Consider the following 25,719-nt stretch of genomic DNA (forward strand, 5'->3'; position numbering starts at 1 on the left):
GTAGGTCATCGTCAAGATTAAATTCCGGAACCCCTATCTGCTGACGCAGGTAGGGGTTTTGTTTTGCCCGCAGGAAAAATGTAGGAAAGCTCTGTAATAAATTTGCACAGTTATTTCCAGGCCGGAGCACTAGAATAGCCCCACCTTAGCCGAGCCAGAGCTCCTTATGTCCGATCCCTCAGACGCTCATAGGTTGTCAGATCTACCCCTGAACGATCTGGTGGCGTGCCATGAGTGCGACCTTTTGATGCGCAAGCCCAAGCTGGCCCTCGGCGAGAAGGCCATATGTCCGCGCTGTGGCTATGAGCTCTACGCCCACCGCCACAATGTGGTCGAGCGCAGTCTTGCCTTGGCGATCGCCGCCTTGCTGTTGTATGTCCCGGCGAACTTTCTACCGATCATGCAGCTCAATCTGCTCGGCCAATCCTCTCAGGATACGGTCTGGAGCGGGGTCGTCGGATTGTTCGATACCGGCATGCAAGGCATAGCGGTCGTGGTGTTCTTGTGCAGCATGGGGATCCCGCTGCTCAAGCTGCTTTGTCAGTTGGCTGTGTTGCTGAGCATACGTTTGGACATAGGTCGTAGCTACGGTTTGCTGCTGTATCGCATTTACCATCATTTGCGAGATTGGGGGATGCTCGAGGTCTACCTCATGGGTGTCCTGGTTGCCATCGTCAAGTTGGCCGACATGGCGGCCATCACCGTCGGTCTTGGTCTGCTGTGCTTCATCAGTTTGTTGTTGGTCCAGGTCTGGCTGGAAGTGGCAATGTCACCCCATCAGGTCTGGCAAGCATTATCAGGAGAGGATGCCCATGCGGGCGATTGATGCAGGCATTTTGATCTGTGCCGAATGTCATGAGCTTAATCGGCAGGATGCCGAAGCCGACAGCCAGACGTGTACCCGTTGCGGCGCCTTGGTTCATGACCGTCGTCCAGACAGCTTGATGCGGACTTGGGCACTGTTGATCACTGCCGCGATTCTTTATATTCCGGCCAATGTGTTGCCGATCATGACGATCAATTCCCTTGGGCAGGGTGCCCCAAGCACTATCATGGCCGGGGTCATCGAGTTGGTACAACACGGCATGATCCCCATTGCCGCCGTGGTATTCATCGCCAGTATCGTGGTTCCCACGTTCAAGCTCGTGGGTATCGCCTTGCTGTTGTGGTCCGTGCAGCGGCACCAGCCGATGTCGGCACGGCAGCGCATCCTCATGTACCGTTTCATCGAGTTCATCGGCCGCTGGTCGATGCTGGATATCTTTGTAATTGCCATTCTGGTGGCGGTGGTGAATTTCGGGCGGCTCGCCAGTGTCGAAGCCGGGTTCGGCGCCATCGCTTTTGCCAGCGTGGTGATCTTGACGATGATTGCCGCAGTAACTTTCGATCCCCGACTGATTTGGGATAACACGGAGTCGGATGCCGACCATGACTGATTTGCCTACCGCTAAAACCCGACCGGCTTCGAACTGGTCAGCCATTTGGGTCCTGCCGCTGATTGCCCTGATCATTGGCGGCTGGCTGGCCTGGCGGGCTTACACCGAGACCGGTATCGAAATTAATGTTCGCTTCGAGAGCGGCGAGGGCATTCAGGTCAACAAGACTGAGGTCGTCTACAAGGGGATGACGGTCGGCAAAGTGAAGAACCTCACGCTCGATGACGAAGGTAGCTCCAAGGGGGTGATTGCCACCATCGAGATGAACAAGGACGTCGAACAATACCTCAGGAGCGGAACACGTTTCTGGCTGGTCAAGCCGAGCGTGAGCCTGGCGGGGATCACCGGCCTGGAAACACTGGTGTCGGGTAACTACGTGGCGATCAGCCCGGGTGAAGGAGACTCGACCCGCAAATTCAAGGCGCTGTCCGAGGAGCCACCGCTCTCGGACGCCAAGCCAGGGCTGCACGTGACCCTCAGGGCCGACCGGTTGGGCTCTTTGAATCGTGGCAGTCCGGTGTTCTACAAACAGATCCAGGTCGGTCAGGTGAAGAGCTACCTGTTGTCCGAAGACCAGAGCAAGGTCGAGATCAAGGTTTTCATCGAGCCTACCTATGCGAGTCTGGTCCGCAAACACACACGTTTCTGGAATGCCAGCGGCATCAGCATCGATGCCAACCTGTCGGGCGTCAAGGTCCGCAGCGAGAGCTTATCCAGCATTGTGGCCGGGGGGATTGCCTTCGCCACGCCTGAAAATCGCAAGGACAGCCCGCCGACGGATCCGAGCCTGCCGTTCCGGCTCTACGAGGACTTTGACGCCGCCGCAGCGGGCATCCGTGTGAAGGTCAAGCTCAACGATTTCGAAGGCTTGCAGGCCGGTCGTACGCCGGTGATGTACAAAGGCATCGAGGTCGGAACCCTGAAGACCCTCAAGGTTGACCCCGACCTGGCCAGTGCTACCGCAGAGCTGACCCTCGATCCATTGGCCGAAGAGTACCTGGTGACCGGTACTCAGTTCTGGGTCGTCAAGCCATCGATTTCCCTGGCCGGTATCACCGGTCTGGAAGCGTTGGTCAAGGGTAACTACATTGCCGTGCGACCGGGTGACAAAGGCGGCGCGCCTCAGCGTGAGTTCGAGGCCAGGGCCAAGGCCCCGCCGCTGGACTTGCGTTCACCCGGGCTGCATCTGGTCTTGCTGACCGAGAACCTCGGCTCGCTGGAGGTTGGCAGTCCGATCCTCTACAAGCAGGTCAAGGTCGGGTCGGTGCAGAGCTATCAGTTCTCCCGCAAGAAAAAGCAATTGATCATCGGTGTGCACATCGAGAAAGAGTATGAAGGCCTGGTCAACGGTTCGACGCGTTTCTGGAACGCCAGTGGCGTTACTCTCACGGGCGGCCTGACCGGCGGGATCCAGGTCAAGAGCGAATCGCTGCAGAGCCTGATGGCCGGCGGCATTGCCTTCGAGACCCCGGAACCCAACGTCCCGCTGAAAAGACGCATTCCACGCTTCCGCCTGTTTGCAGACCGTGAGGCTGCGCAGCAGAAGGGCACGGTGGTGACGATCAAGGTCGACCGTGCCGATGGCTTGCGAAGTGGTACGCCGATCCGTTTCAAAGGGCTGGATGTGGGCAAGGTCGAGGACGTTGACCTCAGTGCAGATCTGCAATCGGTGCTGCTCACTGCGCGCATCACCGAAGTGCCGGAGCGCATCGCCCGGACCGGCTCTCAATTCTGGGTCGTCAGGCCAGAATTGGGGCTGATGAAGACTTCGAACCTCGAGACCTTGGTCACTGGCCAATACATTGAAGTGCAACCCGCGACGAAGGGCCTCGGGCCGCAAAACAACTTCGTTGCCTTGGCCAACCCACCGGAAAGTGCCGTGCCCGAAGCCGGTCTGAGCCTGGTGCTGAGCGCGGCTCGTCGTGGTTCGTTGAAGACCGGCGTACCCGTGACTTATCGTGAGATTACCGTGGGCAAGGTCACTGGCTATGAGTTGGGGCAGACGGCGGACCGGGTGTTGATCCATATCCTGATCGAGCCAAAATATGCGCCATTGGTGCGCAGCGGTACGCGTTTCTGGAACACCAGCGGTTTTGGCCTGGACTTCGGCTTGTTCAAAGGGGCGACGGTGCGGACCGAGTCGCTGGAGACGCTGATCCAGGGGGGAATTGCCTTCGCGACGCCGGATGGCGACAGGATGGGCAGCGCGGCGCGACCGGAGCAGACATTCCCGTTGTTCGATAAATTCGAGGATGAATGGCTGACCTGGGCGCCGAAGATCAACCTCGGGAAATAACAGACTGGCGTTAGCCTGTTCTGACGCCATCGCGAGCAGGTTTGCAGCGCCTGGAAATGAAAAGGCCGCGATCTTTGGGATCGCGGCCTTTTTCATTTCCGGCTAATGCCTCATACCGCATCCAGCTCCGGTTCATCGGCCTGGACATTCACCGTCGCCTTCACTGCATCGTGACGGCGGATGAACTTCCAGTCCGCTTCGTCGATGTAGATGCCGTTCGGGCCGCTGCCACCTTCCAGGTCGATGGCGACACTGGCGCAGACTTGCGGTTTCACACTGGCGAGGATCGGTACGAAACCCAGTTGCAGGCTGGTTTCCAACAGCGCGGCCTGGTTCTTTTCGTCGATGTCCGCCGCTTCGTCGAGGTAGTACGGCAGGCGTACGCGGCCGGCTTGTTCGCGGTCCATCAGGTGCAACAACAAATACATGTTGGTCAGCGCCTTGATGGTCATGGTGGTGCCGTTGGACGCCGCGCCGTCAATGTCGGTGTGGATCACGGGCTGGCCGTTGACCTTGGTGATCTCGAACGCGAGTTCGAACAGGTCCTTGAGGCCGAGCTGGTTGTGGTTCGCCGCCACCAGTCGCGCCAGGTATTCCTTGGCCTCTTCGTTCTTGTTGTCCTGCTCGGCGCTCTGGCTGAGGTCGAACACCGACAGGGTCTCGCCTTCTTCGTACTGGCCGGCGCTGTGGATGATCTGGTCGATGTGCTTGAGCGCTTCCTTGTTCGGCGCCAGGACGATACGGAAGCTCTGCAGGTTGGACACCTGACGCTTGTTGATCTCGCGGTTGAACAATGCCAGTTGGTGCTCGAGGCTGTCGTAGTCGCTGCGGATGTTGCGCAGCGTCCGGGCGATGTCGGTCACCGCCGCGCGGCGGGCCTTGCCCAGGGTCAGGGCTTCGTCGGTGCGGTGGGCATAGGCGTTGATCAGCAGTTGCAGGCGGCGCTCCATGTCGTCTTCGCTGTCGAACTTGGCGACGCCCTTGAGGCGCACCTGGGCGTACAGTGCTTCGATCTGTCCGTCGATCCGCAACAGGCCTTGCCAGCTGTCCTGATAGTCATTGAGCAGCGGCAGCAGGTTGTCCATGGAGTCGTCGACCGGGTCCATGAACGGCGTGCCGAACGGCAGGTCGGCCGGCAGCAATTGGCGACGGCGCAAGGCATCGTCGAGGGTGCGTTGCTTGGCTTCCATGTCGGCGATCTGCCGGCCCACCAGTTGCAGCTTGGCGGACAGCTGCTGGACGCGTTCGGTGAAGGCATCGCTGGAGCGCTTGAGTTCGTCCTGGGCGGCTTCCATTTGTGCCAGTTGCTCGAGCTTCTCGCCCTCTTCGGCGCTCAGGGTCTGGGTGCGGCGGAAGTCTTCCAGGGCTTTCTGTGCGTCCAATACCTGTTGGTACAGCGCTTCAGTCTGGGTCTTGCTCGCGGCGCGGTCGGCGGCCACGGCCTGCTGGGTCTTGAGTTGCTTGAGTTCTTTTTCCAGGCGCTCTTTCTGGTCGCGCAGCGCGGCGCGGTCGGCCAGCGCTTGCAGGGCTGGTGGTTCGATGTGGGACAAGTCGATGGACAGGCCCGGGACTTCGAAGCGTTCGCCCTTGAAGCCGTCGAGGATCAATTCGACGGATTTGACCCAGTCGCCGTTCTTGTCCAGCGCGATGCCGTGCTCGCCCAGTGGCAGGCTGAACAGGGCGCTGTTGAACAGGCGCATCAGGCGCTCGACGTCCTGTTGGGAGAACTCTTCGCGCAGACGGGCGTAGCTGTTGTTGTCGGCGTGATCGAGTTGCTGCTTGACCGACTTCAGACGTTTTTCCAGGTCGCGCAGGCGCTCTTCCAGGTCTTCGGCGCTGAACTGCCGGGACTGAGCCAGGGCGCCGGCCAGTTCGTCGTGGGCGTCCTTGGCGGCGAGCAGTTGCTGCTCCAGGACCTTGACGTCATCCACCAGGGCAAAGCGATGCTTGAGCACCGACAACTCGCCGAGCCAGCGTTGGATGCCGCTGATTTCCCGCTCCAGGCGCATCAGTTCCTGGGTGCCGCCGCGCTGGTCGTTCTGCAACGAATCCTGTTCGTTGCGGTAGTGTTCGGCCTGGATGGTCAGTTCTTCCTTGCGTGCACTGGCGTAATCCGACCAGGTGCCCAGCAGGGAGTCGAGCAGCGGTGACAGGCGATGTAGTTTGCCGCGCAGCACATCGCGCTGCTTCACGCCGTTGGCCAGGGCTTCCACCAGTGGGCCGGCGGCGACCAGGGAGTTGTAGTCCTGCTCCATGCGTCGTACATCGCGGAAGGCTTCTTCGCACGCGGCGATGTAGTCCACGCTACCGGAGCGCAGGCTGTGCTCGAACGCGTCGAGGAACAGCTGCTTGAGCTTGGCCGCGGTGATTTCGCGCATGTGCAGCAGGTTGATGAACAGCGCGCGGAAGGTCTTGAGGCTTTGCTCGCTGGTGGAGCGTAGCGGGATCAACGTCAGGTCCAGCGGGATCGAGGTGTGGCCGCCCACCAGCAGGCGCCGCAGTTCATCCGGCTTGAGCTCATAGGCCTTGAGGCCTTCGCGCTCCAGGTTGGTGAACAGCTCTTTCTGACGCAGGCAGGTGTCATTTTTCTGGTAGTGGGCCAGGTCCAGCTTGCCCGCGTAGGCAAAGAACTGGTGGCCAAAGCCGCCGCCGGGACCGCGACCGACCACGCCGATCACGTGCGGGCCGTGGGGCAGGGCGACTTCCACCAGGATGTAGCTGGTGTCCGAGGCAAAGTAGAAGCGCCGGGATTGCTCCAGGCTGTACTTGCCGAAGCTCATGTCCGACATGCGTGCCAGGATCGGGAACTGCAAGGCGTTGATCGAGGCGGATTTACCGAGGTTGTTCGCGCCGTACACCGACAGCGGTTCTTCCAGCGGGAACAAGCCGAGGCTGTAGCCGGCGGTGTTCAAAAGGGCAAAGCGGCGGATGCCGTAGCGTTCCTTGCTCATGCGTCGGTCTCCTGTTCTTCGGCAATGGCGCGGGCCAGTGCGTCTTCTTCGCTTTCGTCTTCAAAGGGGGCCAGGTCCAGCGGGTCGTCGGTCTGCAACAGCTTCTCGTCGCTGTCTTCGTCGATCAGCACGGGGGCCGGCAGTGGCAGCACGCTGTGCACGCTGGCAGCCAGGTCGCGGTCTTGCTGGACCGACAGGCAGACGTCGAGGAAGCGATGCATCGGCGGCAGGAAGCGGTACACGCCGTTTTCCTCGCTGGCGAAACCCAGTTGAGTCATGCGGCGCATGATTTTTTCTTCCAGTTCTTCCTGGGTCTGCACTTCGGCCTGGATGAACAGGTCGCGGTATTTTTCCAGCAGCGACGGCAGTTCGTCGCGACCCAGGCTGCCGCCGTCGAGCACGGCGATCGGGTCGCGGCCCTGGTCGGCCAGGTGCTCGACGAGGATGAAGGTGAACAACGCCAGGCGCTGGGCGGTCTTGTTCACCGCGGCGGCGGCCAGGTCCGGGACGAAGTAGTAGAAACCACGGGTGTCGCACACCAGTTCGAAGCCCAGGGCCTTGAACAGCGTGCGGTATTGGTCCTGGAAGTTCGACAGTTGCGCGTACAGCTCCGGGTCGCGGCGGCTGACGTGGTAACCCTTGAACAGCTCGCGGAAGATCGGCGCCAGCTGGGACAGTTCGGATAGATCAAGTTGCATGAGACGTACCTGCTTGGAAAGTGCTCGCAGAATCCTCGGCGACGGTGTCGCCCGCCGAGAGCAGGGCGAAGGAGCGCAGGCTGACCTGATGCTCATGGGTGTGGTATTCGCGGCGTTCCAGACGCTCGCGCTTGAAACGTTTTTCCCGCGACAGGCGCGAGAACCAGTACAGCAATTCGTCCGTGGCGCCGTCCGGCTCCTGCTCCAGCAGCCAGACCATCAGGTCGGGCATCGGCAGGGCGTCTTCGCAGCGCTCGACCATTTCGCGCACGGTGCGCGGTGCCCGTGGGGCATCGCCGCCCTTGTGGGTCTTGTGCGCCTTGGGGAAACGCGCCGGCTTCGGTTCGAAACGGGCCAGAGCGTACACATAAGCCTCGACCTGGCTGGCGCTGCCGAGGAAGGTGCTTTGCGGCCGGGTGAACAGCGGCATGGCGGCCTGAGGCACGGCATCGATGCCTTTGCGGCGGATGGCTGCCAGGGCCAGCGCCGCGCCACGGGTCACGGCGTTGTGGCGACGGGCTTCTTCGCGCAGCGGCAGCAGCAGTTCACGGGCATGGCGCAGGGTCAGTTGGGCGCTGGTCTGCATTTCGAGGATGCGCGCGTGGGTGCGCAGCAGCATGTCGTCGTCCACCAGGTGGCCGAGGCGTTGCTGTTCGGTGAGCATACGCAGCAGCACGTTCTCGACTTTGCGCACACCTTGTTCGAAGGCGCCGTCGGCGTTCACCAGTTGGATCATCGGCTCGACGTATTCGTCCCAGGTCGCCAGCACTTCGGCGTAGCGCTGGCGCAACGGGATCTGCCGGTCGCTGGTCTTGGCCCGTTCGGCCACGGCCACCAGGGCCTGTTCGTCGTTGGCGAGTTTCTTGAGCACGTCACGCACGCGCATGTCCAGCAAACGCAACTGGCGGGCCAGGTCGTTGCCGTCGCGCACGTCGAAGGCGTCCTGGATGTAACCGGCCAGGCGCTCAAGGTGGCGCAGGTAGGCTTCGATTTCCAGGCACAAGCCCAGGCGGTGCTCGTGGCGCAGGTAGGCGAGGAAATCGTGGATCTGGGCGTTGAGTTCGAAACGGTTCGGGCTTTTCGCCACCGGTACGAGGATGTCCAGGCGGATCCACACGTCCAGCAGGTTGGTGATGTCCTGGGGCGTGCTGTCCAGTTGCTGGTTGGCCAGCTGTGCACGCAATTCGTTGAGGCTCAGGGTGCCTTGGTCGAAGTGCTCGCACAAAGGTTCCAGCAATGCCCAATGTTCGGCGAGGGCGCGCAAGACGCGCTTGGGTTCGATCATCGCAATGGCCGTCGGGTTGGCAATTAAAAGCCGCGATTGTACTGCATCGGGCCGATTGCGATTCACTCCTGAGACGGACAGTCGTTTTCTATCGGGCAACTATTGGATCAACAGGGAAGCGATCCGCCTCGAAGGGCGGTAGAATCCCCCCACTTTCAGTTATCCACAAGTGGCCGACCCTTGCTTATCGAGTCCCGTCGCCGCGCCTATCTGACCGCCATGCAGGTGGTCAACTGGCTGCCGCGTACCGAATTGCCGTTCGCCGCGCCGTCGCGGCCCGAGCTGCTGGAACCGCCGGAGCCCGAATCCATCGCGCCGGTCGTGACAGCGCCTGTGGCCAAGACGGCTGTCGAGCCGGTGGCGCCCGTGGCCGAGCGACCGAAAATCGAAGTCCCGCGCCCGAGCGTGGCCTCGACCCGTACCAACGCCAAGCCGGTGGAAGAGGTGGTCGAGGCGCCGCCCAAGGCACCTTATGTCGCGCCGCCGCGCTTCGCCCTGCAGTTGTTGCGGGCCGGGCGCTGCCTGCTATTGGTGGAATTGCCCACGGGCGAGCCGTTCCAGAGCCGTGACCCGGCCTACCTGCTGCTCAAGGACATGCTGCGCGCCGCCGGTCTGCCGGACAGCCCGCAGATCATTGGCGAACCGGTGCGCTGGCCGCTGTTGACGCGCGGGACGATGGACCAGGGGCCGGACGCGGCGCGGGATTTCGTTCAGGGCTTTGTTTCGGCGCGGCTCGAAGATGCCCCTTGTGCCTGTCTCTGGCTGATCGGCTTGCCTGCGGTGAAGTTCGCCGGCGAGGCGGACGCTGAGGCTTTCAATCGTGAATTGCAGGTCGAGGGCCTGGGCTCGGCCTGGGCGTTGCCCGGGCTGGAATCGTTAATGGAAACGCCACAGCGCAAGGCTGATGTCTGGCAAGCCATGCGCCGGCTGATGGCGCGTTGGAAAGAATCGAATGAGTGACGCTGTATCGTTCCGCCCGATGACCGAGGCGGACCTCGACGCTGTACTGAAGATCGAATACGCGGCCTACAGCCATCCGTGGACCCGCGGGATTTTTCTCGATGGGCTGGGCAAGTACCAGATCTGGCTGATGTTCGAAGGCCAGCAGCAAGTGGGGCACGGTGTGGTGCAGGTCATCCTGGACGAAGCGCACCTGCTCAACATCACCATCAAGCCGGAAAACCAGGGTCGTGGCCTGGGTTTGCGCCTGCTGGAGCACCTCATGTCCATCGCCTACCAGGCCGAGGCCCGGGAGTGCTTCCTGGAAGTGCGCGACAGTAACCGCGCGGCGTTCCGGCTGTATGAGCGCTACGGCTTCAACGAAGTGGGCCGGCGGCGTGATTACTACCCGGCAGTGGGGGGGCGCGAGGATGCGGTGGTCATGGCCTGCACCTTGGTGGATTGAGGTGTCGGCGGGGTCAGCCGCTCAAGGCTGAGGAACTGACCCTTGTTTAGGCTTTGTGCGAAAAGTGCCTGCGCGACGATCATGCTGCGTTGAAAACAGGCTCGTGCGCGAGTCCGATCGGAATGCTCATTTACAACCCGTAAAGTCGTGCGCGACTCCGACCGTTCCTCGCCTGTTTTCGCCTTGCCTGATCGCCGCTCGGCGACTTTTCGTACAAAGCCTAGAGCGCCGCTCAGATTTAATCGTGATGCGGTTCACCCAGGAACGTCAGCGAGGTGAACACCCCACGCGACGCTACGTCCTTGTTGTCCTTGAGCGGTATCTCCATCTGCGCGGCAATCACATTCAACCCTTCATTGCGTACCAGCACCTTGGCCCGGCCTTCGGCGTCGGTCTCGCTCGACACGGTATTCGGTGCGCTGCGGTAGTCGCCCACCAATTTCACACCGGCCGCCGGCTTACCGTCGAGCAGCACCCGTACCGGCAATGACTGGCCCGGTCCTACGGTCAGCGGGTCGACTTCCGGTAGGATCAGGAACTTGATCGGCGCAAGTTCCGGCAGTTTCGCCCCTGGTTCATAAATCGCCAGGCTGTACTTGAAGGTATGGGTCGATTCGATTGCCCCGGGTACTTTGCTGCGGCCTTCGTTGATCCATTTCTTGTCCGCCGTCTGGGACCACATGCCGTTGTCCAGCGCCACCGCCATCACGGCCGGCGGCTTGAGTGGTTGCAGGCGGGCGTGGTCAGCCAGGCGTTCTACGGTGACCGGAATCATCTTGCCGTCCAGACCGTAGGCCCAGGCGCCGCTGACTTTCTGTGCCTTGAACGCGTTGTCCTCGGCGCCATGGCCATAGATCACTTCGATGTTGCCGCGGCGTTGCTCGGTCCACAGGCCATGGGCCGAGGCTTGTGTGGCCAGGAGCAGGCCGAGAAGGGCAAATGTCTGGGCTTGGCTGGCGAGGGAAATCCGTTTGGGAGATGACATGCTACGTTGTTCCATGCTTGAGATTTGAAACAATATAACACCGCTAATGAGAATTTGTGCTATTTCTAATTTTCAGAAAGTAGGGCGTCGAACACTGGCAGTGGCGAGGAAGCAAGCTCCCTCGCCACGGGGGGGCAATGGGTCGTGCTCACTGTTCTTCTTTGGTCGTCACTGGCGCAGGTGGCGGACGCAGGCCGATTTCGGCGGTGAGCTTGAGTTCCTTGCCGTTGCGCATGACCTGGATGGTCACTTTGTCGGTAGGCTTGATCCGCGCCACCTGGTTCATCGAGCGGCGGCCATCGCCAGCCGGTTCGCCGTCGATGCTCAGGATCACGTCGCCGAGCTGCAAGCCGGCCTTCTGCGCCGGACCGTCGCGGAAGATCCCCGCCACTACGATGCCGGGACGTCCGGACAGGCCGAAGGACTCCGCCAGTTCCTGGGTCAGCGGCTGGACTTCGATGCCCAGCCAGCCACGAATCACCTGGCCGTGTTCGATGATGGACTTCATCACTTCCATCGCCAGTTTCACCGGGATCGCGAAGCCGATGCCCTGGCTGCCACCGGATTTGGAGAAGATCGCCGTGTTGATACCGGTGAGGTTGCCGTTGGCATCCACCAGCGCGCCGCCGGAGTTGCCGGGGTTGATGGCCGCGTCGGTCTGGATGAAGTCCTCGTAGTTGTTCAGGCCCAACTGGTTGCGCCCGGTGGCGCTGATGATGCCCATGGTCACGGTCTGGCCGACGCCGAACGGGTTGCCGATGGCCAGGGCGACGTCGCCGATGCGTAGGCTGTCGGAGCGGCCGATGGTGATGGCCGGCAGGTTCTTCAGGTCGATCTTCAGGACCGCGAGGTCGGTTTCCGGGTCGCTGCCGATCACGCGGGCCAGGGTTTCGCGACCATCCTTGAGGGCGACCACGATCTGGTCGGCGCCGCTGGTGACATGGTTATTGGTCAGGATATAGCCTTCCGGGCTCATGATGACGCCGGAACCCAGGCTCGATTCCATGCGTTTCTGCTTGGGCGAATTGTCGCCGAAGAAGCGGCGGAATTGCGGGTCTTCGAACAACGGGTGGCTGGGTTTGTTGACGACCTTGGTGGTGTACAGGTTGACCACCGCCGGCGCGGCGATGGTCACGGCGTCGGCGTAGGACACCGGCCCCTGCAACAGGCTCTTGGTTTGTGGCGCTTGTTGGAGATTGACGTCAAGGCTCGGCAGGCCGACCCATTCCGGGTAGCGCTGGATAATCAGTAGAGCGACAAGCACGCCGGCCAACAGCGGCCAGCCGGAAAAACGCAGCGCCTTGAGCATTAAGCACGTCCTACAGAGGTTGCAGGCGGTATGAGACCGCCCATAATGTCGCGCATTATACGAGGCCGCGCGCGCCTCTGAACGGGATATTTAGGAGTCTTTTCATGGCCGTAGCCCTGAACACCCTGGTTGAAGAAGCGGACCGTTACCTGGCGAGCAGTCGGATTGCCGATTATTGCCCCAATGGCCTGCAAGTCGAAGGCGCGCCCCAGGTGAGCCGCATTGTCAGTGGTGTCACCGCCAGCCAGGCGTTGCTCGATGCCGCGGTGGAGGCGGGGGCCGATCTGGTGTTGGTGCATCACGGCTATTTCTGGAAAGGCGAGAACCCCTGCATCACCGGGATGAAACAGCGTCGCCTGAAAACCTTGCTCAAGCACGACATCAGCCTGCTGGCCTATCACTTGCCGCTGGACATGCACCCCGAGGTGGGTAACAACGTGCAGTTGGCCCGTCAGTTGGACATCACCATCGAAGGCCCGCTGGACCCGGATAACCCCAAGGTCGTCGGCCTGGTCGGTTCCTTGTCCGAGCCGATGACCCCGCGCGATTTCGCCCGCAAGGTCCAGGAGACCATGGGCCGCGAGCCCTTGTTGATCGAAGGCGAGCAGATGATCCGCCGGGTCGGTTGGTGCACCGGCGGCGGCCAGGGTTATATCGACCAGGCGGCATTGGCCGGGGTGGACCTGTACCTCAGCGGCGAAGCGTCGGAGCAAACGTTCCACAGCGCCCGGGAGAACGGCATCAGCTTCATCGCCGCCGGACACCATGCGACCGAGCGCTACGGCGTGCAGGCGCTGGGCGATTACCTGGCACGGCGCTTTGCCCTGGAGCACATCTTCATCGACTGCCCGAATCCGATTTGATACAACCCTGGTCCCCTGTGGGTTCACTCTGTGGGAGCAAAGAGGTACTTCCACAGAGGCACCTCAATGCCCGAACCACCGGGCATATCCATATGCTGTTTCGATCTAGTTGGCGCCCTGATTAGAAGAGGTCGCTGTGCTAGGATTCCTCGCTCGAACACGGCCCGCTGGCCGTTCATAAGAAAGTTTTCGTGAGTAGCCATGGTCGACAAACTGACGCATTTGAAACAGCTGGAGGCGGAAAGCATCCACATCATCCGCGAGGTGGCCGCCGAGTTCGATAACCCGGTGATGCTGTACTCCATCGGTAAAGATTCCGCCGTGATGCTGCATCTGGCCCGCAAGGCCTTCTTCCCCGGCAAATTGCCGTTCCCGGTGATGCACGTCGACACCCAGTGGAAATTCCAGGAGATGTACAAGTTCCGCGATCGCATGGTCGAGGAGCTGGGCCTGGACCTGATCACTCACGTGAACCCGGAAGGCGTGGCCCAGGGTATCAACCCGTTCACCCACGGCAGTGCCAAGCACACCGACATCATGAAGACCGAAGGCCTGAAACAGGCCCTGGACAAGCATGGCTTCGACGCCGCGTTCGGTGGTGCCCGTCGCGATGAAGAGAAATCCCGCGCCAAGGAGCGCGTGTACTCGTTCCGCGACAGCAAGCACCGCTGGGACCCGAAGAACCAGCGTCCGGAGTTGTGGAACGTCTACAACGGCAAGGTCAACAAGGGCGAATCGATCCGCGTATTCCCGTTGTCGAACTGGACCGAGCTGGACATCTGGCAGTACATCTACCTCGAAGGTATCCCGATCGTGCCGCTGTACTTCGCCGCCGAGCGTGAAGTAATCGAGAAGAACGGTACGCTGATCATGATCGACGACGAGCGCATCCTCGAGCACCTGTCCGACGAAGAAAAAGCCCGTATCGTCAAGAAGAAAGTGCGTTTCCGTACCCTTGGCTGCTACCCGTTGACGGGCGCGGTGGAGTCCGAGGCCGAGAGCCTGACGGACATCATTCAGGAAATGCTCCTGACGCGAACTTCCGAGCGCCAGGGCCGGGTCATCGACCACGATGGCGCAGGCTCGATGGAAGATAAGAAACGTCAGGGTTATTTCTAAGGGGTTGTCATGTCGCACCAATCTGATTTGATCAGCGAGGACATCCTCGCCTACCTGGGCCAGCACGAGCGCAAGGAACTGCTGCGCTTCCTGACCTGCGGCAACGTCGACGACGGCAAGAGCACCCTGATCGGGCGCCTGCTGCACGACTCCAAGATGATCTACGAAGATCACCTGGAAGCCATTACCCGCGATTCGAAGAAAGTCGGCACCACCGGTGACGACATCGACCTGGCGTTGCTGGTCGACGGCCTGCAGGCCGAGCGCGAGCAGGGCATCACCATCGATGTCGCCTACCGCTATTTCTCCACCGCCAAGCGCAAGTTCATCATCGCCGACACCCCCGGCCATGAGCAGTACACCCGCAACATGGCCACGGGTGCCTCCACCTGTGACCTGGCGATCATCCTGGTGGACGCCCGCTACGGCGTGCAGACCCAGACTCGTCGCCACAGCTTCATCGCCTCGCTGCTGGGCATCAAGCACATCGTCGTGGCCATCAACAAGATGGACCTCAAGGACTTCGACCAGGGTGTGTTCGAGTCGATCAAGGCCGACTACCTGAAGTTCGCCGAAGGCTTGAAGATGAAGCCCACCAGCATGCACTTCGTGCCGATGTCGGCCCTCAAGGGCGACAACGTGGTGAACAAGTCCGAGCGCTCGCCGTGGTACACCGGCCAGTCGCTGATGGAAATCCTCGAGACCGTGGAAGTGGCCGGTGATCGCAACTTCACCGACCTGCGTTTCCCGGTGCAGTACGTCAACCGTCCGAACCTGAACTTCCGCGGCTTCGCCGGCACCCTCGCCAGCGGCATCGTGCACAAGGGCGACGAAGTGGTGGTGTTGCCTTCGGGCAAGAGCAGCCGTGTGAAGTCCATCGTCACCTTCGAAGGCGAGCTGGAACACGCCGGTCCCGGCCAGGCCGTGACCCTGACCATGGAAGACGAGATCGACATCTCCCGGGGCGACCTGCTGGTGCATGCCGACAACGTACCGCCGGTCACCGACAGCTTCGAAGCGATGCTGGTATGGATGGCCGAAGAGCCGATGCTGCCGGGCAAGAAATACGACATCAAGCGCGCCACCAGCTACGTGCCGGGCTCGATTGCCAGCATCGTCAACCGGGTCGACGTGAACACCCTCGAAGAAGGCCCGGCCAGCGCGTTGCAGCTCAATGAAATCGGCAAGGTGAAGATCGCCCTGGACGCTCCGATCGCCCTGGACGGTTACGACAGCAACCGCACCACCGGCGCGTTCATCGTCATCGATCGCCTGACCAACGGCACCGTCGGTGCCGGCATGATCGTCGCCCAGCCGCTGGCCCATGGCAGCAGCACGCACCACGGCAAGCTGGCCCATGTGTCGGTGGAAGAACGTACCCAGCGCTTCGGCCAGCAACCGGCTACCGTGTTGTTCAGCGGCTTGTCGGGCGCCGGCAAGAGCACCCTGGCCTATGCGGTGGAGCGCAAGTTGTTCGACATGGGGCGTGCGGTGTTCGTGCTCGATGGCCAGAACCTGCGCCATGACCTGAACAAAGGCCTGCCCCAGGACCGCGCCGGGCGTACCGAGAATTGGCGTCGTGCGGCCCACGTCGCCCGCCAGTTCAACGAAGCCGGCCTGCTGACCCTGGCGGCTTTCGTCGCGCCGAGCGCCGAAGGGCGCGAACAGGCCAAGGACCTGATCGGCAAGGAGCGCTTGCTGACGGTCTACGTCCAGGCCTCGCCGACGGTCTGCGCCCAACGTGATCCGCAAGGGCTGTATGCCGCCGCCGGCGACAACATCCCGGGCGAGTCCTTCCCTTACGACGTGCCGTTGGATGCCGACCTGGTGATCGACACCCAATCGCTGACGTTGGAGGACAGCGTCAAGCAGGTGCTGGATCTGCTGCGCAAGCGTGGGGCAATCTAAGCCACGCCGCTGTAATTGAAAAAGCCCGCAGACGAGAGATCGTCCGCGGGCTTTTTCATTTCTCTTTGGAGCAGTCCGCTCCCATAGGGATTAGGGTTTGTACGAAAGGTCGCCGAGCGGCGATCAGGCAAGGCGAAAACAGGCGAGGAAGCGGAGTTGACTGATTGTCAATGAGCATTCCGATCGGACTCGCGCACGAGCCTGTTTTCAACGCAGCATGATCGTCGCGCAGGCACTTTTCGTACAAAACCTAGTGCTGGTTTGGAAAATCGCGGTGCATCCGCGCAAGCAACGCATCCTTGCCTTGCCACAACTGGTTGATCCAGCCCTGGAACTGCAGGCGGTACTCGCCGTCCTGGTCGTAGTTCTTGCCGATGAACTGCGGTGGGATCTTCAGTTCTTCGAAGTGCACCACGACATCCTGCACATTCCCGCACAACAAGTCCCAGAAACCCGGCCGCCCGCTGGGGTAGTGCAGGGTCACGTTGACGATCGACTCCAGTTGTTCGCCCATGGCATCCAACACAAACGCAATGCCGCCGGCCTTGGGCTTGAGCAGGTATCTGAACGGCGACTGCTGTTGGGCGTGCTTGGCTTCGGTGAAGCGCGTGCCTTCGACGAAGTTGAAAATGCCCACAGGATTGTCGCGAAACTTCGCACAGGTCTTGCGGGTGGTTTCCAGGTCCTTGCCTTTCTTCTCCGGGTGCTTTTCCAGGTAGGCCTTGGAGTAGCGCTTCATGAAGGGGAAGCCCAGTGCCCACCAGGCCAGGCCGATCACCGGGACCCAGATCAATTCCTGCTTGAGGAAAAATTTCAGCGGTTGGATGCGTCGATTGAGCACGTACTGCAACACCAGGATGTCCACCCAGCTCTGGTGGTTGCTGGTGACCAGGTACGAATGCCGATAATCGAGGCCTTGCAAACCGCTGATGTGCCAGCGAGTGCGCCGGACCAGGTTCATCCAGCCTTTGTTGAGGCTGATCCACGCTTCATGGGTGTGACGCATCAACCAACCGGCGAGGCGTTGGGTGGGTGCGAACGGCAATACCTTGATGAACGCGACGCAGAACAGGAACGAGCAGAGCAGGATCGTGTTCAGCGCCAACAGCAGTGAAGCAATGAAACCGCGCAGGGCGGCCGGTAGAAAAGCCAGCATTCAGATGTCCTGGGGGCGGTTGGCGGCTTGGATCGCGGTCAGGGCGATGGTGTACACGATGTCGTCGACCTGGGCACCGCGTGGCAAGTCGTTCACCGGTTTGCGCAAGCCTTGCAGCATCGGCCCGAGGCTGACGCAATCGGCGCTGCGTTGCACGGCCTTGTGGGTGGTGTTGCCGGTATTGAGATCCGGAAAGATGAACACCGTTGCCCGGCCGGCCACCTGGCTGTTGGGCGCCAGTTGCCGCGCCACGGTCTCGTTGGCGGCAGCGTCGTATTGCAATGGGCCGTCGATCAGTAGCGAATGTTGCTGTTCATGGGCGAGCAGTGTCGCTTCGCGGACCTTCTCGACTTCTTCGCCACTGGCCGACTCACCGCTGGAATAACTGAGCATCGCCACCCGTGGCGTGATGCCGAACGCGGCGGCCGAATCGGCGCTTTGCAGGGCGATCTCCGCCAGCTCCGCAGCGCTGGGGTGGGGGTTCATCACGCAGTCGCCATAGACCAGCACTTCTTCGGGGAACAGCATGAAGAACACCGAGGACACCAGGGAGCAACCCGGCGCGGTCTTGATCAACTGCAAGGCCGGGCGGATGGTGTTGGCGGTGGAGTGGATGACCCCGGAAACCAAGCCGTCCACTTCATCCAGCGCCAGCATCATGGTGCCGATGACCACTGGGTCTTCCAGTTGTTGCTCGGCCATTGGCGCATTCAGGCTCTTGCTCTTGCGCAACCGCACCATGGGTTCGACGTAACGCTCGCGAATCGAATCCGGGTCTAGAATCTCCAATCCTGGCGGCAGTTCGATGCCTTGGGCGCGGGCCACCGCCTCGACGTCGGCCGGCTTGGCCAGCAGCACACAACGGGCGATGCCCCGTGCCTGGCAAATGGCGGCGGCTTGCACCGTCAACGGTTCGCTGCCTTCGGGCAGCACGATGCGCTTGTTGGCACCCTGGGCGCGCTGGATCAATTGATAGCGGAACACCGCCGGCGACAGGCGCATCTCCCGAGGCGTGCCGCAGCGCTGGTGCAGCCAGTTGGCGTCCAGGTGGCTGGCGACGAAATCGGTGATGATCTCGGCGCGTTCGCGGTCGTCGATCGGGATTTCCCTGTTCAAGCCGTTGAGCAGGTTGGCGGTGTCGTAGGAGCCGGTGCTCACCGACAGCACCGGCAAGCCGGCCTGCAAGGCGCCCCGGCACAGTTCCATGATTCGTGGGTCGGGCAGGGTGTCGCTGGTCAGCAGCAGGCCGGCCAGCGGCACGCCGTTGATCGCCGCCAGGCTCACGGCGAGGATGATGTCGTCGCGATCGCCGGGGGTCACCACCAGCACGCCGGGTTTGAGCAGTTCCACGGTGTTGCGCATGGTGCGGGCGCAAATGATGATGTTGCTCATGCGCCGGGTTTCATAGTCGCCGGCGTTGAGCACTTGCGCGCCCATCAGGTCGGCCACGTCGCGGGTGCGCGGGGCGTTGAGTTCGGGACGGAACGGGATGCAGCCGAGCAAGCGGAAATCGCCGCTGCGCAGCAGGGGCGAATGTTCGTTGAGGCGTGCGGCAAACGCCTCCATGCTTTCGTCGGTACGGACCTTGTTCAGGATCACGCCGAGGACTTTCGGGTCCTTCGGCCCGCCGAACAATTGCGCCTGCAATTCCACGCGTCCGGACAGCTCGCCCAGCACTTCGTTTTCCGGCGCCGAGACCAGGATGACCTCGGCGTCCAGGCTCTTGGCCAGGTGCTGGTTGACCCGGGCGGCGTAGCTGGCGCTGCGGGTCGGGACCATGCCTTCGACGACCAGCACGTCCTTGCCGATGGCCGCTTGCTGGTAGAGGGTGATGATTTCTTCCAGCAGCTCATCGAGCTGGCCGTCGCCGAGCATGCGCTCGACGTGCGCCAGGCCCAGGGGCTGCGGTGGCTTGAGGCCATGGGTGCGGGCCACCAGTTCGGTGGAACGTTCCGGCCCGGTGTCGCCGGGGTGGGGCTGGGCAATGGGTTTGAAGAAGCCGACTTTCAGTCCGGCCCGTTCAAGGGTACGCACCAGCCCGAGGCTGATGGAGGTCAGGCCCACGCCAAAATCGGTGGGTGCGATAAAAAAAGTTTGCATGCGGATTCTCTAAAAGTGCATGGCAAGGACGAGGCCGATCAGGGGCCTTCTATCATCGACTCAAGCGTCAAGGTTATCGCTAACCGAGGCCTGTGCGCACCAACCGCAATCAAAGGGCTGGCCTATTTTTTCAATACGTTGCGTCGGATCCAGCACCCACGCCCGGGATTGCCAGGGGGGCTGGTGGCGCAGGTGCTGGGTATGGCCGCAGGACAGCTCGGCCACCCAGTGCCCGTCCTCGTCCTGGTGGAAACCGATGACCGTCGGTCTGGCCGGACGGACCCGTTTGTCCGGGTTCCGTTCGCTTTCGGGCAAATCCTTGTTTAGACTTATCCGTTCATCATTCTTATGCAAAAGGTCTCGCCCCATGCTGATCGCCGCCAATAAGGCTGTCTCCATCGACTATACCCTGACCAACGACGCTGGTGAGGTCATCGACAGCTCTGCCGGCGGCGCTCCGCTGGTCTACCTGCATGGCGCAGGCAACATCATCCAGGGCCTGGAAAAAGCCCTGGAAGGTAAAACCGCCGGTGACGAGCTGAACGTTACCGTTGAACCGGAAGACGCCTATGGCGAGTACTCCGCCGAACTGGTCAGCACCCTGAACCGCAGCCTGTTCGAAGGCGTGGATGTGCTGGAAGTGGGCATGCAGTTCCACGCTTCGGCGCCCGATGGCCAGATGCAGATCGTCACCATCCGCGACCTGGATGGCGACGACGTCACCGTCGACGGCAACCACCCGCTGGCCGGCCAACGCCTGAACTTCAAGGTCAAGGTCGTCGATATCCGCGATGCCAGCCAGGAAGAAATCGCCCATGGCCACGTCCATGGCGAAGGTGGCCATCACCACTGATTTCTGCGCTACGCTCAAGTGAACTGGAAAGGCGCCATGCGGCGCCTTTTTAGTCGCTTGTCATTAGCAATTCCCGTGGTTTTTTTGAAAACCCCCGCCAACCCTGGAGTTCGTCATGAGTGCTTTCCACGACCTTAAACTCAAAGCCCTGGATGGCCAGGAGCTTGCTTTGGCGCCTTTCAAGGGGCAAGTCGTGCTGGTGGTCAACGTCGCCTCCAAATGTGGCCTGACACCTCAGTACGCAGCGTTGGAAAACCTGTACCAGCAATACAAGGGCCGGGGCTTCAGTGTACTGGGCCTGCCTTGCAACCAGTTCGCCGGCCAGGAGCCGGGGACCGAGCAGGAAATCCAGGCGTTTTGCAGCCTCAATTACGGCGTGACGTTCCCGCTGTCCAGCAAACTGGACGTCAACGGTCATGACCGTCATCAGCTGTACCGCCTGCTAGCGGGCGAGGGCGCGGAATTTCCTGGTGACATCACCTGGAACTTCGAGAAGTTCCTGCTGGGTAAGGACGGTCGCGTGTTGGCGCGTTTTTCTCCGCGTACGGCCCCGGATGATCCGGCCGTGATCCAGGCCATCGAAAAAGCGCTGGGCTGAAAAAGGCAACCCTGTGGAGAGGGAGCTCCCTCTCCACAGGGTTTGTGTCCTGCCTCTCTTCTGATCCTTAATCACTCCAATCAATAGTGCTACCCAGCACTCCCCATGCTCCATATTATCGTCGTCATATCCGACCTGTGACTTCGTCCGTGGAGTGCTCCATGCCTGTAAAAGCCTTGTTCAAACCCTTCCATCTCGGTGCGCTCGAACTGCCGACCCGGGTCGTGATGGCACCGATGACCCGTTCCTTTTCCCCCGGCGGTGTGCCGAATGCCAAGGTCGTCGAGTACTACCGTCGTCGGGCGGCGGCCGGGGTGGGCTTGATCATCACCGAGGGCACGACGGTCGGGCACAAGGCTTCCAATGGCTATCCCAACGTGCCGCACTTCTACGGCGAGGCCGCGCTGGCGGGTTGGCAGCAGGTGGTCGAGGCGGTACACGCCGAAGGCGGCAAGATCGTTCCGCAACTGTGGCATGTCGGCAGTGTGCGACGCATCGGCACGGAGCCGGATGCCAGCGTGCCGGGCTACGGCCCGACCGAGAAGCGCAAGGATGGCCAGGTGGTCGTCCATGGCATGACCCAGGCGGACATCGATGAGGTCATCGCGGCGTTTGCCCAAGCCGCAAAGGATGCCCAGCGCATCGGCATGGACGGCGTCGAAATCCATGGCGCCCACGGTTACCTGGTGGACCAGTTCTTCTGGGAAGGCAGCAACCAGCGCACCGACGGTTACGGTGGCAGCCTGGCCAACCGCTCGCGTTTCGCCATCGAATTGATCCGGGCCGTGCGAGTGGCGGTGGGCGAGGGCTTCCCGATCATCTTCCGGTTCTCCCAATGGAAGCAGCAGGATTACACCGCGCGCCTGGTGCAAACCCCCGAGGCCCTGGGCGAGTTCCTCAAGCCGCTGGCCGACGCCGGCGTGGACATCTTCCACTGCTCGACACGTCGCTTCTGGGAGCCGGAGTTCGACGGCTCGGATTTGAACCTGGCCGGTTGGACTCGCCAGCTCACCGGCAAACCCACCATCACCGTCGGCAGCGTCGGCCTGGATGGTGAATTCCTGCAGTTCATGGTCAACACCGATAAAGTCGCCCAACCGGCCAGCCTGGAAAAGCTGCTGGAGCGTTTGAACAACGATGAGTTCGACCTGGTGGCGGTGGGGCGTGCGTTGCTGGTGGATCCGGACTGGGCGCAGAAAGTGCGCGACGGTCGTGAGCAGGAGATCTTATCGTTCAGTCGCGAGGCGTTGATGACGCTGGTTTAAGCGGCGTCTTGTAGGGCCTCATCGCGGGCAAGCCTTGCTCCCACAGAATTAACAGTCGTCCACAAATCCTGTGTTCGCTGAAGATCCAATGTGGGAGCAAGGCTTGCCCGCGATGCTTTTCAGCCCTGCGACACGGTCTGGGGCATTGATGATTCGACCTGACAGACCCCGCGCAACTGCGCCTCGAACTGTTCGATCACCGCTGCCCAGCCCTGGCGACTGGCGTGCTGGCGCGCATTGAGCCGTACGCAACGCAAGGTCTCGCGTTCCTCCAGCAGCCAACGGGCCGCATCACAGAACGCTTCTTCATCCCCCGGCATCGCCAGCACGCCGTTGTAGCCGTGGCGGATGTGTTGTGCCGCCGCGGCCTGGTCATAGGCCACCACTCCAAGCCCGGACGCCAGGGCTTCCAGCACGACATTGCCAAAGGTCTCGGTCAGGCTTGGAAAGATAAATACATCCCCGGACGCATAATGACTGGCCAGTGCCTCGCCCCGTTGCGAACCACAAAAGATCGCGTCCGGCAGTTCCTGCTCCAGCACGGGCCGCTGTGGACCGTCGCCGATCACCACCAGCTTCAACCTGCGCTCTGGGAAAGCGTTGCACAGCGTGTCGAAACTGCGCTTGAGCAAACCGAGGTTTTTCTCCGCAGCCAGGCGCCCGACATGGATCACGGCCAGGTCATCCTCCGCCAGGCCCCAGGCTTCGCGTAGGGTTGCCGAGCGCTTGACCGGATGAAACAACTGGCTGTCCACCCCCCGCGACAGCAACGCCACGCGTTGGAAATGCCGGCGCTCCAACTCCAGGCGTTGGCTCGCGCTGGGGACCAGGGTCAGGTTGGAGCGATTGTGGAACCAGCGCAGGTAGTGGGTGAGTAGGCGGCTCAACAACCCCAGGCCGTACTGCCGGGTGTATTGCTGGAAATTGGTATGGAAGCCACTGACCACCGAGATGCCCAGGCGTCGCGCCGCCCGTAGCGCCGACAAGCCCAGAGGGCCTTCAGTGGCAATGTAGAGCACGTCCGGGCGATGACGTTTCCAGCGCCTGAGCAATTTGTGCATCGACGCCTGCCCCCATTGCAGGCCGGGATACCCCGGCAGCGGCCAACCCCGGCACAGCAACAACTGCTCGTTGCTGGCCTGGCGTTGATCGTTGTTCTGGCGCGGGCGTATCAGCTCGACCTGATGGCCGCGGGCCCGCAAACCGTCGTACAGGCGACCCAGGGTATTGGCCACGCCGTTGATTTCCGGGAGGAAGGTTTCGGTGACAAGGGTGATGTGCAGGGGTGTGGTCATGGCCTCAGTGTCGAGCGAGGCCATTTCGTCAGTGTGACGTCACGATGATGGATTTGTGACTGGCCGGGCCAAAGCATTCTCGGCGCCCTGTTCGCGGACCCAGAACAAGGTCGCACCGGCCACGGCAGCGGGCATCATCAGGATGTTGACCACGGGGATCAGCAGCGCCAAGTACACGCTGCCGCCAAAGCCCAGGCTCTGCCAGCGTTTCTCCCGCAGCCACGCGAGCATCTCGTTCCAGCCCAGCTTGTGGTTGTCCGCCGGGTAGTCGATGTATTGGATCGCCATCATCCACACGCCAAACAGCAGCCACAACGGTGCGGCGACGAGATTGACTACCGGGATGAACGACAGCACGAACAGCCCCAGGGCGCGGGGCAGGAAATAGCCGAGCTTGCGCGCCTCCCGGGCCAGGGTGCGGGGGATCATGGCGATCAACTCGCCCCAACTGAAGGCTGGGAAGTCGTCGGTGCCGCGGATGACGACTTCGACTTTCTCTGCAAGAAAGCCGTTGAACGGCGCGGCGATGATGTTGGCGAGCATCGTGAAGGTGAAGAACACCATCAACACCACGAGCACCACGAACAGCGGCCAGAGGATATAGCTGAGGAAGCCGAGCCAGTCTGGCAGCGATGGCATCAGCGTATCGACCCACAGGCTGAACTGATGGCCGGCCAGGTAGATCAAGCCGACGAACAACAGCAGGTTGATCGCCAACGGCAAGAGTACGAACAAGCGCAGGCCCGGGCTCAGGACCAGCTTGAGGCCTTCTTGCAGGTATTGCGGGCCGGACAGGACGGGGGCGGGCATAGCAGGCTCCGAGCGAAGGTGAACGCGCCGACCTTACCGGCTTTGCCCGGTGCGGGAAAGCGTCTACATGGGTTGTAACAACGTTTTAAGGAATGGATTTGAAGGGGCGGGTTTAATAGGCGGCTGCCCCTATCGGCAAGACCGCTGGGAATAGAGCTCACCTATGAGCTGGATTGTTAAACCGTATTTCCTTAATCTTCCCTCCCTCGATACGCTGCACCCATTCTTTTTTCAGGACCGTCGAACCCAAGCCTTCCCCAAGTGCATCAACGGTTCTTTTTATTCGCGCCGCTCACCCGGCGTTCCGGCCCGCAAGGTCCGGTCAACAGGAGCACGTCATGTCTGAAGTCCGTCATTCGCGAGTGATCATCCTCGGTTCCGGCCCTGCCGGTTACAGTGCCGCCGTTTATGCCGCTCGTGCCAACCTCAAGCCGCTGCTGATCACCGGCATGCAGGCCGGTGGCCAATTGACCACCACCACCGAAGTCGACAACTGGCCGGGCGATGTCCACGGCCTGACCGGCCCGGCGCTGATGGAGCGCATGAAAGAGCACGCCGAGCGCTTCGAGACCGAGATCGTATTCGATCACATCAATGCCGTGGATTTCGCCGCCAAGCCGTACACCCTGACCGGTGACAGCGCGACCTACACCTGCGATGCCCTGATCATCGCCACCGGCGCCAGCGCTCGTTACCTGGGCCTGCCATCGGAAGAAGCCTTCATGGGCAAAGGCGTTTCGGCTTGCGCTACTTGCGACGGTTTCTTCTACCGCAACAAGCCTGTGGCGGTCGTCGGTGGTGGTAACACCGCTGTCGAGGAAGCCCTGTACCTGGCCAACATCGCCAGCACGGTCACCCTGATCCACCGTCGCGAAACCTTCCGCGCCGAGAAGATCCTGATCGACAAGCTCAACGCCCGCGTCGCCGAAGGCAAGATCATCCTCAAGCTCAACGCGACCCTGGACGAAGTGCTGGGCGACAACATGGGCGTGACCGGTGCCCGCCTGAAGAACAACGACGGCAGCTTTGACGAGATCAAGGTGGACGGCGTTTTCATCGCCATCGGCCACACCCCGAACACCTCGCTGTTCGAAGGCCAACTGGAACTCAAGGACGGTTACCTGGTGGTCAAGGGCGGCCGCGACGGCAATGCCACCGCCACCAGCATCGAAGGTATTTTCGCTGCTGGCGACGTGGCCGACCACGTCTACCGCCAGGCCATCACCTCGGCCGGTGCCGGTTGCATGGCGGCCCTGGACACCGAGCGTTACCTGGATGGCCTGCAGAACGCTTCGTTCTGATTCATCGGGCATGAAAATCTATGGTCACCCCCATTTTTGCAATACTGATTAACGGGTGGTGTGGTTGGCTTGCTTAAATCTATCCG

At 61.5% G+C, this 25,719-nt stretch carries 23 protein-coding genes; 13 read left to right on the top strand and 10 right to left on the bottom strand.

Annotated features, from left to right (window positions below; translation table 11 throughout):
• Nucleotides 1-166: 166 nt before the first annotated feature.
• From N4Q37_RS27185 to N4Q37_RS27195, 3 genes are read left to right on the top strand one after another with little or no spacing between them, the layout of a single operon-like run.
• Nucleotides 167-826, top strand: coding sequence for a paraquat-inducible protein A (locus tag N4Q37_RS27185; RefSeq protein ID WP_260963275.1), 660 nt, complete (start codon nucleotides 167-169; stop codon nucleotides 824-826).
• On the top strand, nucleotides 813-1,436 hold the full coding sequence (locus N4Q37_RS27190; protein WP_260963276.1) for a paraquat-inducible protein A: 624 nt from the start codon (nucleotides 813-815) through the stop codon (nucleotides 1,434-1,436). Before N4Q37_RS27185 ends, N4Q37_RS27190 begins: the two co-directional genes overlap by 14 nt.
• Nucleotides 1,429-3,732 (top strand): PqiB family protein, encoded by a 2,304-nt coding sequence (locus N4Q37_RS27195; RefSeq protein WP_260963277.1) that lies wholly within the window; start codon nucleotides 1,429-1,431, stop codon nucleotides 3,730-3,732. The genes N4Q37_RS27190 and N4Q37_RS27195 overlap by 8 nt, the downstream gene beginning before the upstream one ends.
• Nucleotides 3,733-3,842: 110 nt before the next feature.
• Here N4Q37_RS27195 and mksF read toward each other — a convergent pair whose 3' ends face one another.
• The 3 genes from mksF to mksB are packed head-to-tail and all read right to left on the bottom strand — an operon-like array spanning nucleotide 3,843 to nucleotide 8,666.
• Entirely contained in the window at nucleotides 3,843-6,683 is a 2,841-nt protein-coding gene (gene mksF / locus N4Q37_RS27200) for an Mks condensin complex protein MksF (protein ID WP_260963278.1), read from the bottom strand.
• Nucleotides 6,680-7,381, bottom strand: coding sequence for an Mks condensin complex protein MksE (mksE, locus tag N4Q37_RS27205; RefSeq protein ID WP_260963279.1), 702 nt, complete (start codon nucleotides 7,379-7,381; stop codon nucleotides 6,680-6,682). The genes mksF and mksE overlap by 4 nt, the downstream gene beginning before the upstream one ends.
• Nucleotides 7,371-8,666, bottom strand: a complete 1,296-nt coding sequence (gene mksB, locus N4Q37_RS27210) for an Mks condensin complex protein MksB (protein ID WP_260963280.1) — start codon at nucleotides 8,664-8,666, stop codon at nucleotides 7,371-7,373. Before mksB ends, mksE begins: the two co-directional genes overlap by 11 nt.
• 180 nt (nucleotides 8,667-8,846) lie before the next feature.
• On the opposite strand from mksB, the gene N4Q37_RS27215 reads away from it, so the two are divergent.
• Nucleotides 8,847-9,626, top strand: coding sequence for an energy transducer TonB (locus N4Q37_RS27215; RefSeq protein WP_260963281.1), 780 nt, complete (start codon nucleotides 8,847-8,849; stop codon nucleotides 9,624-9,626).
• Nucleotides 9,619-10,071 (top strand): ribosomal protein S18-alanine N-acetyltransferase, encoded by a 453-nt coding sequence (rimI, locus tag N4Q37_RS27220; RefSeq protein WP_260963282.1) that lies wholly within the window; start codon nucleotides 9,619-9,621, stop codon nucleotides 10,069-10,071. Before N4Q37_RS27215 ends, rimI begins: the two co-directional genes overlap by 8 nt.
• A gap of 238 nt (nucleotides 10,072-10,309) precedes the next feature.
• Here the strand turns inward: rimI and N4Q37_RS27225 are convergent, their stop codons facing one another.
• Nucleotides 10,310-11,056, bottom strand: a complete 747-nt coding sequence (locus N4Q37_RS27225; RefSeq protein ID WP_260963283.1) for a DUF4198 domain-containing protein — start codon at nucleotides 11,054-11,056, stop codon at nucleotides 10,310-10,312.
• Nucleotides 11,057-11,204: 148 nt separating this feature from the next.
• Nucleotides 11,205-12,365, bottom strand: a complete 1,161-nt coding sequence (gene algW / locus N4Q37_RS27230; protein WP_260963284.1) for a Do family serine endopeptidase AlgW — start codon at nucleotides 12,363-12,365, stop codon at nucleotides 11,205-11,207.
• A gap of 104 nt (nucleotides 12,366-12,469) precedes the next feature.
• Between algW and N4Q37_RS27235 the strand changes: the two genes are divergently transcribed.
• From N4Q37_RS27235 to cysN, 3 genes are all read left to right on the top strand, one after another.
• Nucleotides 12,470-13,228, top strand: a complete 759-nt coding sequence (locus tag N4Q37_RS27235) for a Nif3-like dinuclear metal center hexameric protein (protein WP_260963285.1) — start codon at nucleotides 12,470-12,472, stop codon at nucleotides 13,226-13,228.
• A 201-nt stretch (nucleotides 13,229-13,429) separates the two neighbouring features.
• The gene (cysD, locus tag N4Q37_RS27240) at nucleotides 13,430-14,347 is read left to right on the top strand and encodes a sulfate adenylyltransferase subunit CysD (RefSeq protein WP_260963286.1); all 918 of its coding nucleotides are present in this window, start codon (nucleotides 13,430-13,432) and stop codon (nucleotides 14,345-14,347) included.
• A 9-nt stretch (nucleotides 14,348-14,356) separates the two neighbouring features.
• Nucleotides 14,357-16,255, top strand: a complete 1,899-nt coding sequence (cysN, locus tag N4Q37_RS27245) for a sulfate adenylyltransferase subunit CysN (RefSeq protein ID WP_260963287.1) — start codon at nucleotides 14,357-14,359, stop codon at nucleotides 16,253-16,255.
• A gap of 250 nt (nucleotides 16,256-16,505) precedes the next feature.
• Here the strand turns inward: cysN and N4Q37_RS27250 are convergent, their stop codons facing one another.
• From N4Q37_RS27250 to N4Q37_RS27260, 3 genes are read right to left on the bottom strand one after another with little or no spacing between them, the layout of a single operon-like run.
• The gene (locus N4Q37_RS27250; protein WP_260963288.1) at nucleotides 16,506-17,411 is read right to left on the bottom strand and encodes an acyltransferase; all 906 of its coding nucleotides are present in this window, start codon (nucleotides 17,409-17,411) and stop codon (nucleotides 16,506-16,508) included.
• Entirely contained in the window at nucleotides 17,412-19,511 is a 2,100-nt protein-coding gene (gene pta / locus N4Q37_RS27255; protein WP_260963289.1) for a phosphate acetyltransferase, read from the bottom strand.
• A gap of 60 nt (nucleotides 19,512-19,571) precedes the next feature.
• Nucleotides 19,572-19,910, bottom strand: coding sequence for a DUF3565 domain-containing protein (locus tag N4Q37_RS27260; protein ID WP_260963290.1), 339 nt, complete (start codon nucleotides 19,908-19,910; stop codon nucleotides 19,572-19,574).
• On the opposite strand from N4Q37_RS27260, the gene N4Q37_RS27265 reads away from it, so the two are divergent.
• The 3 genes from N4Q37_RS27265 to N4Q37_RS27275 all read left to right on the top strand — a co-directional run bounded on the left by N4Q37_RS27265 (nucleotide 19,879) and on the right by N4Q37_RS27275 (nucleotide 22,227).
• Complete coding sequence (locus N4Q37_RS27265; RefSeq protein ID WP_260963291.1) at nucleotides 19,879-20,364, top strand: FKBP-type peptidyl-prolyl cis-trans isomerase; 486 nt, start codon at nucleotides 19,879-19,881, stop codon at nucleotides 20,362-20,364. The genes N4Q37_RS27260 and N4Q37_RS27265 overlap by 32 nt on opposite strands.
• 115 nt (nucleotides 20,365-20,479) lie before the next feature.
• Nucleotides 20,480-20,962: a glutathione peroxidase gene (locus N4Q37_RS27270; RefSeq protein ID WP_260963292.1), complete on the top strand. Its 483-nt coding sequence runs from the start codon at nucleotides 20,480-20,482 to the stop codon at nucleotides 20,960-20,962.
• A gap of 161 nt (nucleotides 20,963-21,123) precedes the next feature.
• Nucleotides 21,124-22,227 carry an NADH:flavin oxidoreductase gene (locus N4Q37_RS27275; protein WP_260963293.1) on the top strand — a complete coding sequence of 368 codons (1,104 nt, stop codon included), beginning with the start codon at nucleotides 21,124-21,126 and terminating at the stop codon, nucleotides 22,225-22,227.
• Nucleotides 22,228-22,346: 119 nt separating this feature from the next.
• On the opposite strand, the gene N4Q37_RS27280 is transcribed toward N4Q37_RS27275, so the two are convergent.
• Both N4Q37_RS27280 and cysZ read right to left on the bottom strand, forming a co-directional pair.
• Nucleotides 22,347-23,546 carry a glycosyltransferase family 4 protein gene (locus N4Q37_RS27280; RefSeq protein ID WP_260963294.1) on the bottom strand — a complete coding sequence of 400 codons (1,200 nt, stop codon included), beginning with the start codon at nucleotides 23,544-23,546 and terminating at the stop codon, nucleotides 22,347-22,349.
• A 15-nt stretch (nucleotides 23,547-23,561) separates the two neighbouring features.
• Nucleotides 23,562-24,332 (bottom strand): sulfate transporter CysZ, encoded by a 771-nt coding sequence (cysZ, locus tag N4Q37_RS27285; RefSeq protein WP_260963295.1) that lies wholly within the window; start codon nucleotides 24,330-24,332, stop codon nucleotides 23,562-23,564.
• Nucleotides 24,333-24,495: 163 nt separating this feature from the next.
• Here cysZ and N4Q37_RS27290 point away from each other — a divergent pair, with 163 nt between their 5' ends.
• Complete coding sequence (locus N4Q37_RS27290) at nucleotides 24,496-24,678, top strand: hypothetical protein (RefSeq protein ID WP_260963296.1); 183 nt, start codon at nucleotides 24,496-24,498, stop codon at nucleotides 24,676-24,678.
• Nucleotides 24,671-25,633, top strand: coding sequence for a thioredoxin-disulfide reductase (trxB, locus tag N4Q37_RS27295; protein WP_018612600.1), 963 nt, complete (start codon nucleotides 24,671-24,673; stop codon nucleotides 25,631-25,633). Before N4Q37_RS27290 ends, trxB begins: the two co-directional genes overlap by 8 nt.
• Nucleotides 25,634-25,719 lie beyond the last annotated feature (86 nt).

Origin of the sequence: Pseudomonas citri, from assembly GCF_025336485.1 — a bacterium.
GTDB lineage: Bacteria > Pseudomonadota > Gammaproteobacteria > Pseudomonadales > Pseudomonadaceae > Aquipseudomonas > Aquipseudomonas citri.

Coding starts and splice junctions, on each gene's coding strand:
- N4Q37_RS27185 (WP_260963275.1), top strand. CDS start 167: ATGTCCGATCCCTCAGACGCTCATAGGTTGTCAGATCTACCCCTGAAC.
- N4Q37_RS27190 (WP_260963276.1), top strand. CDS start 813: ATGCGGGCGATTGATGCAGGCATTTTGATCTGTGCCGAATGTCATGAG.
- N4Q37_RS27195 (WP_260963277.1), top strand. CDS start 1,429: ATGACTGATTTGCCTACCGCTAAAACCCGACCGGCTTCGAACTGGTCA.
- mksF (WP_260963278.1), bottom strand. CDS start 6,683: ATGAGCAAGGAACGCTACGGCATCCGCCGCTTTGCCCTTTTGAACACC.
- mksE (WP_260963279.1), bottom strand. CDS start 7,381: ATGCAACTTGATCTATCCGAACTGTCCCAGCTGGCGCCGATCTTCCGC.
- mksB (WP_260963280.1), bottom strand. CDS start 8,666: ATGATCGAACCCAAGCGCGTCTTGCGCGCCCTCGCCGAACATTGGGCA.
- rimI (WP_260963282.1), top strand. CDS start 9,619: ATGAGTGACGCTGTATCGTTCCGCCCGATGACCGAGGCGGACCTCGAC.
- N4Q37_RS27225 (WP_260963283.1), bottom strand. CDS start 11,056: ATGTCATCTCCCAAACGGATTTCCCTCGCCAGCCAAGCCCAGACATTT.
- algW (WP_260963284.1), bottom strand. CDS start 12,365: ATGCTCAAGGCGCTGCGTTTTTCCGGCTGGCCGCTGTTGGCCGGCGTG.
- N4Q37_RS27235 (WP_260963285.1), top strand. CDS start 12,470: ATGGCCGTAGCCCTGAACACCCTGGTTGAAGAAGCGGACCGTTACCTG.
- cysD (WP_260963286.1), top strand. CDS start 13,430: ATGGTCGACAAACTGACGCATTTGAAACAGCTGGAGGCGGAAAGCATC.
- cysN (WP_260963287.1), top strand. CDS start 14,357: ATGTCGCACCAATCTGATTTGATCAGCGAGGACATCCTCGCCTACCTG.
- N4Q37_RS27250 (WP_260963288.1), bottom strand. CDS start 17,411: ATGCTGGCTTTTCTACCGGCCGCCCTGCGCGGTTTCATTGCTTCACTG.
- pta (WP_260963289.1), bottom strand. CDS start 19,511: ATGCAAACTTTTTTTATCGCACCCACCGATTTTGGCGTGGGCCTGACC.
- N4Q37_RS27265 (WP_260963291.1), top strand. CDS start 19,879: ATGCTGATCGCCGCCAATAAGGCTGTCTCCATCGACTATACCCTGACC.
- N4Q37_RS27260 (WP_260963290.1), bottom strand. CDS start 19,910: ATGGAGACAGCCTTATTGGCGGCGATCAGCATGGGGCGAGACCTTTTG.
- N4Q37_RS27270 (WP_260963292.1), top strand. CDS start 20,480: ATGAGTGCTTTCCACGACCTTAAACTCAAAGCCCTGGATGGCCAGGAG.
- N4Q37_RS27275 (WP_260963293.1), top strand. CDS start 21,124: ATGCCTGTAAAAGCCTTGTTCAAACCCTTCCATCTCGGTGCGCTCGAA.
- N4Q37_RS27280 (WP_260963294.1), bottom strand. CDS start 23,546: ATGGCCTCGCTCGACACTGAGGCCATGACCACACCCCTGCACATCACC.
- cysZ (WP_260963295.1), bottom strand. CDS start 24,332: ATGCCCGCCCCCGTCCTGTCCGGCCCGCAATACCTGCAAGAAGGCCTC.
- N4Q37_RS27290 (WP_260963296.1), top strand. CDS start 24,496: ATGAGCTGGATTGTTAAACCGTATTTCCTTAATCTTCCCTCCCTCGAT.
- trxB (WP_018612600.1), top strand. CDS start 24,671: ATGTCTGAAGTCCGTCATTCGCGAGTGATCATCCTCGGTTCCGGCCCT.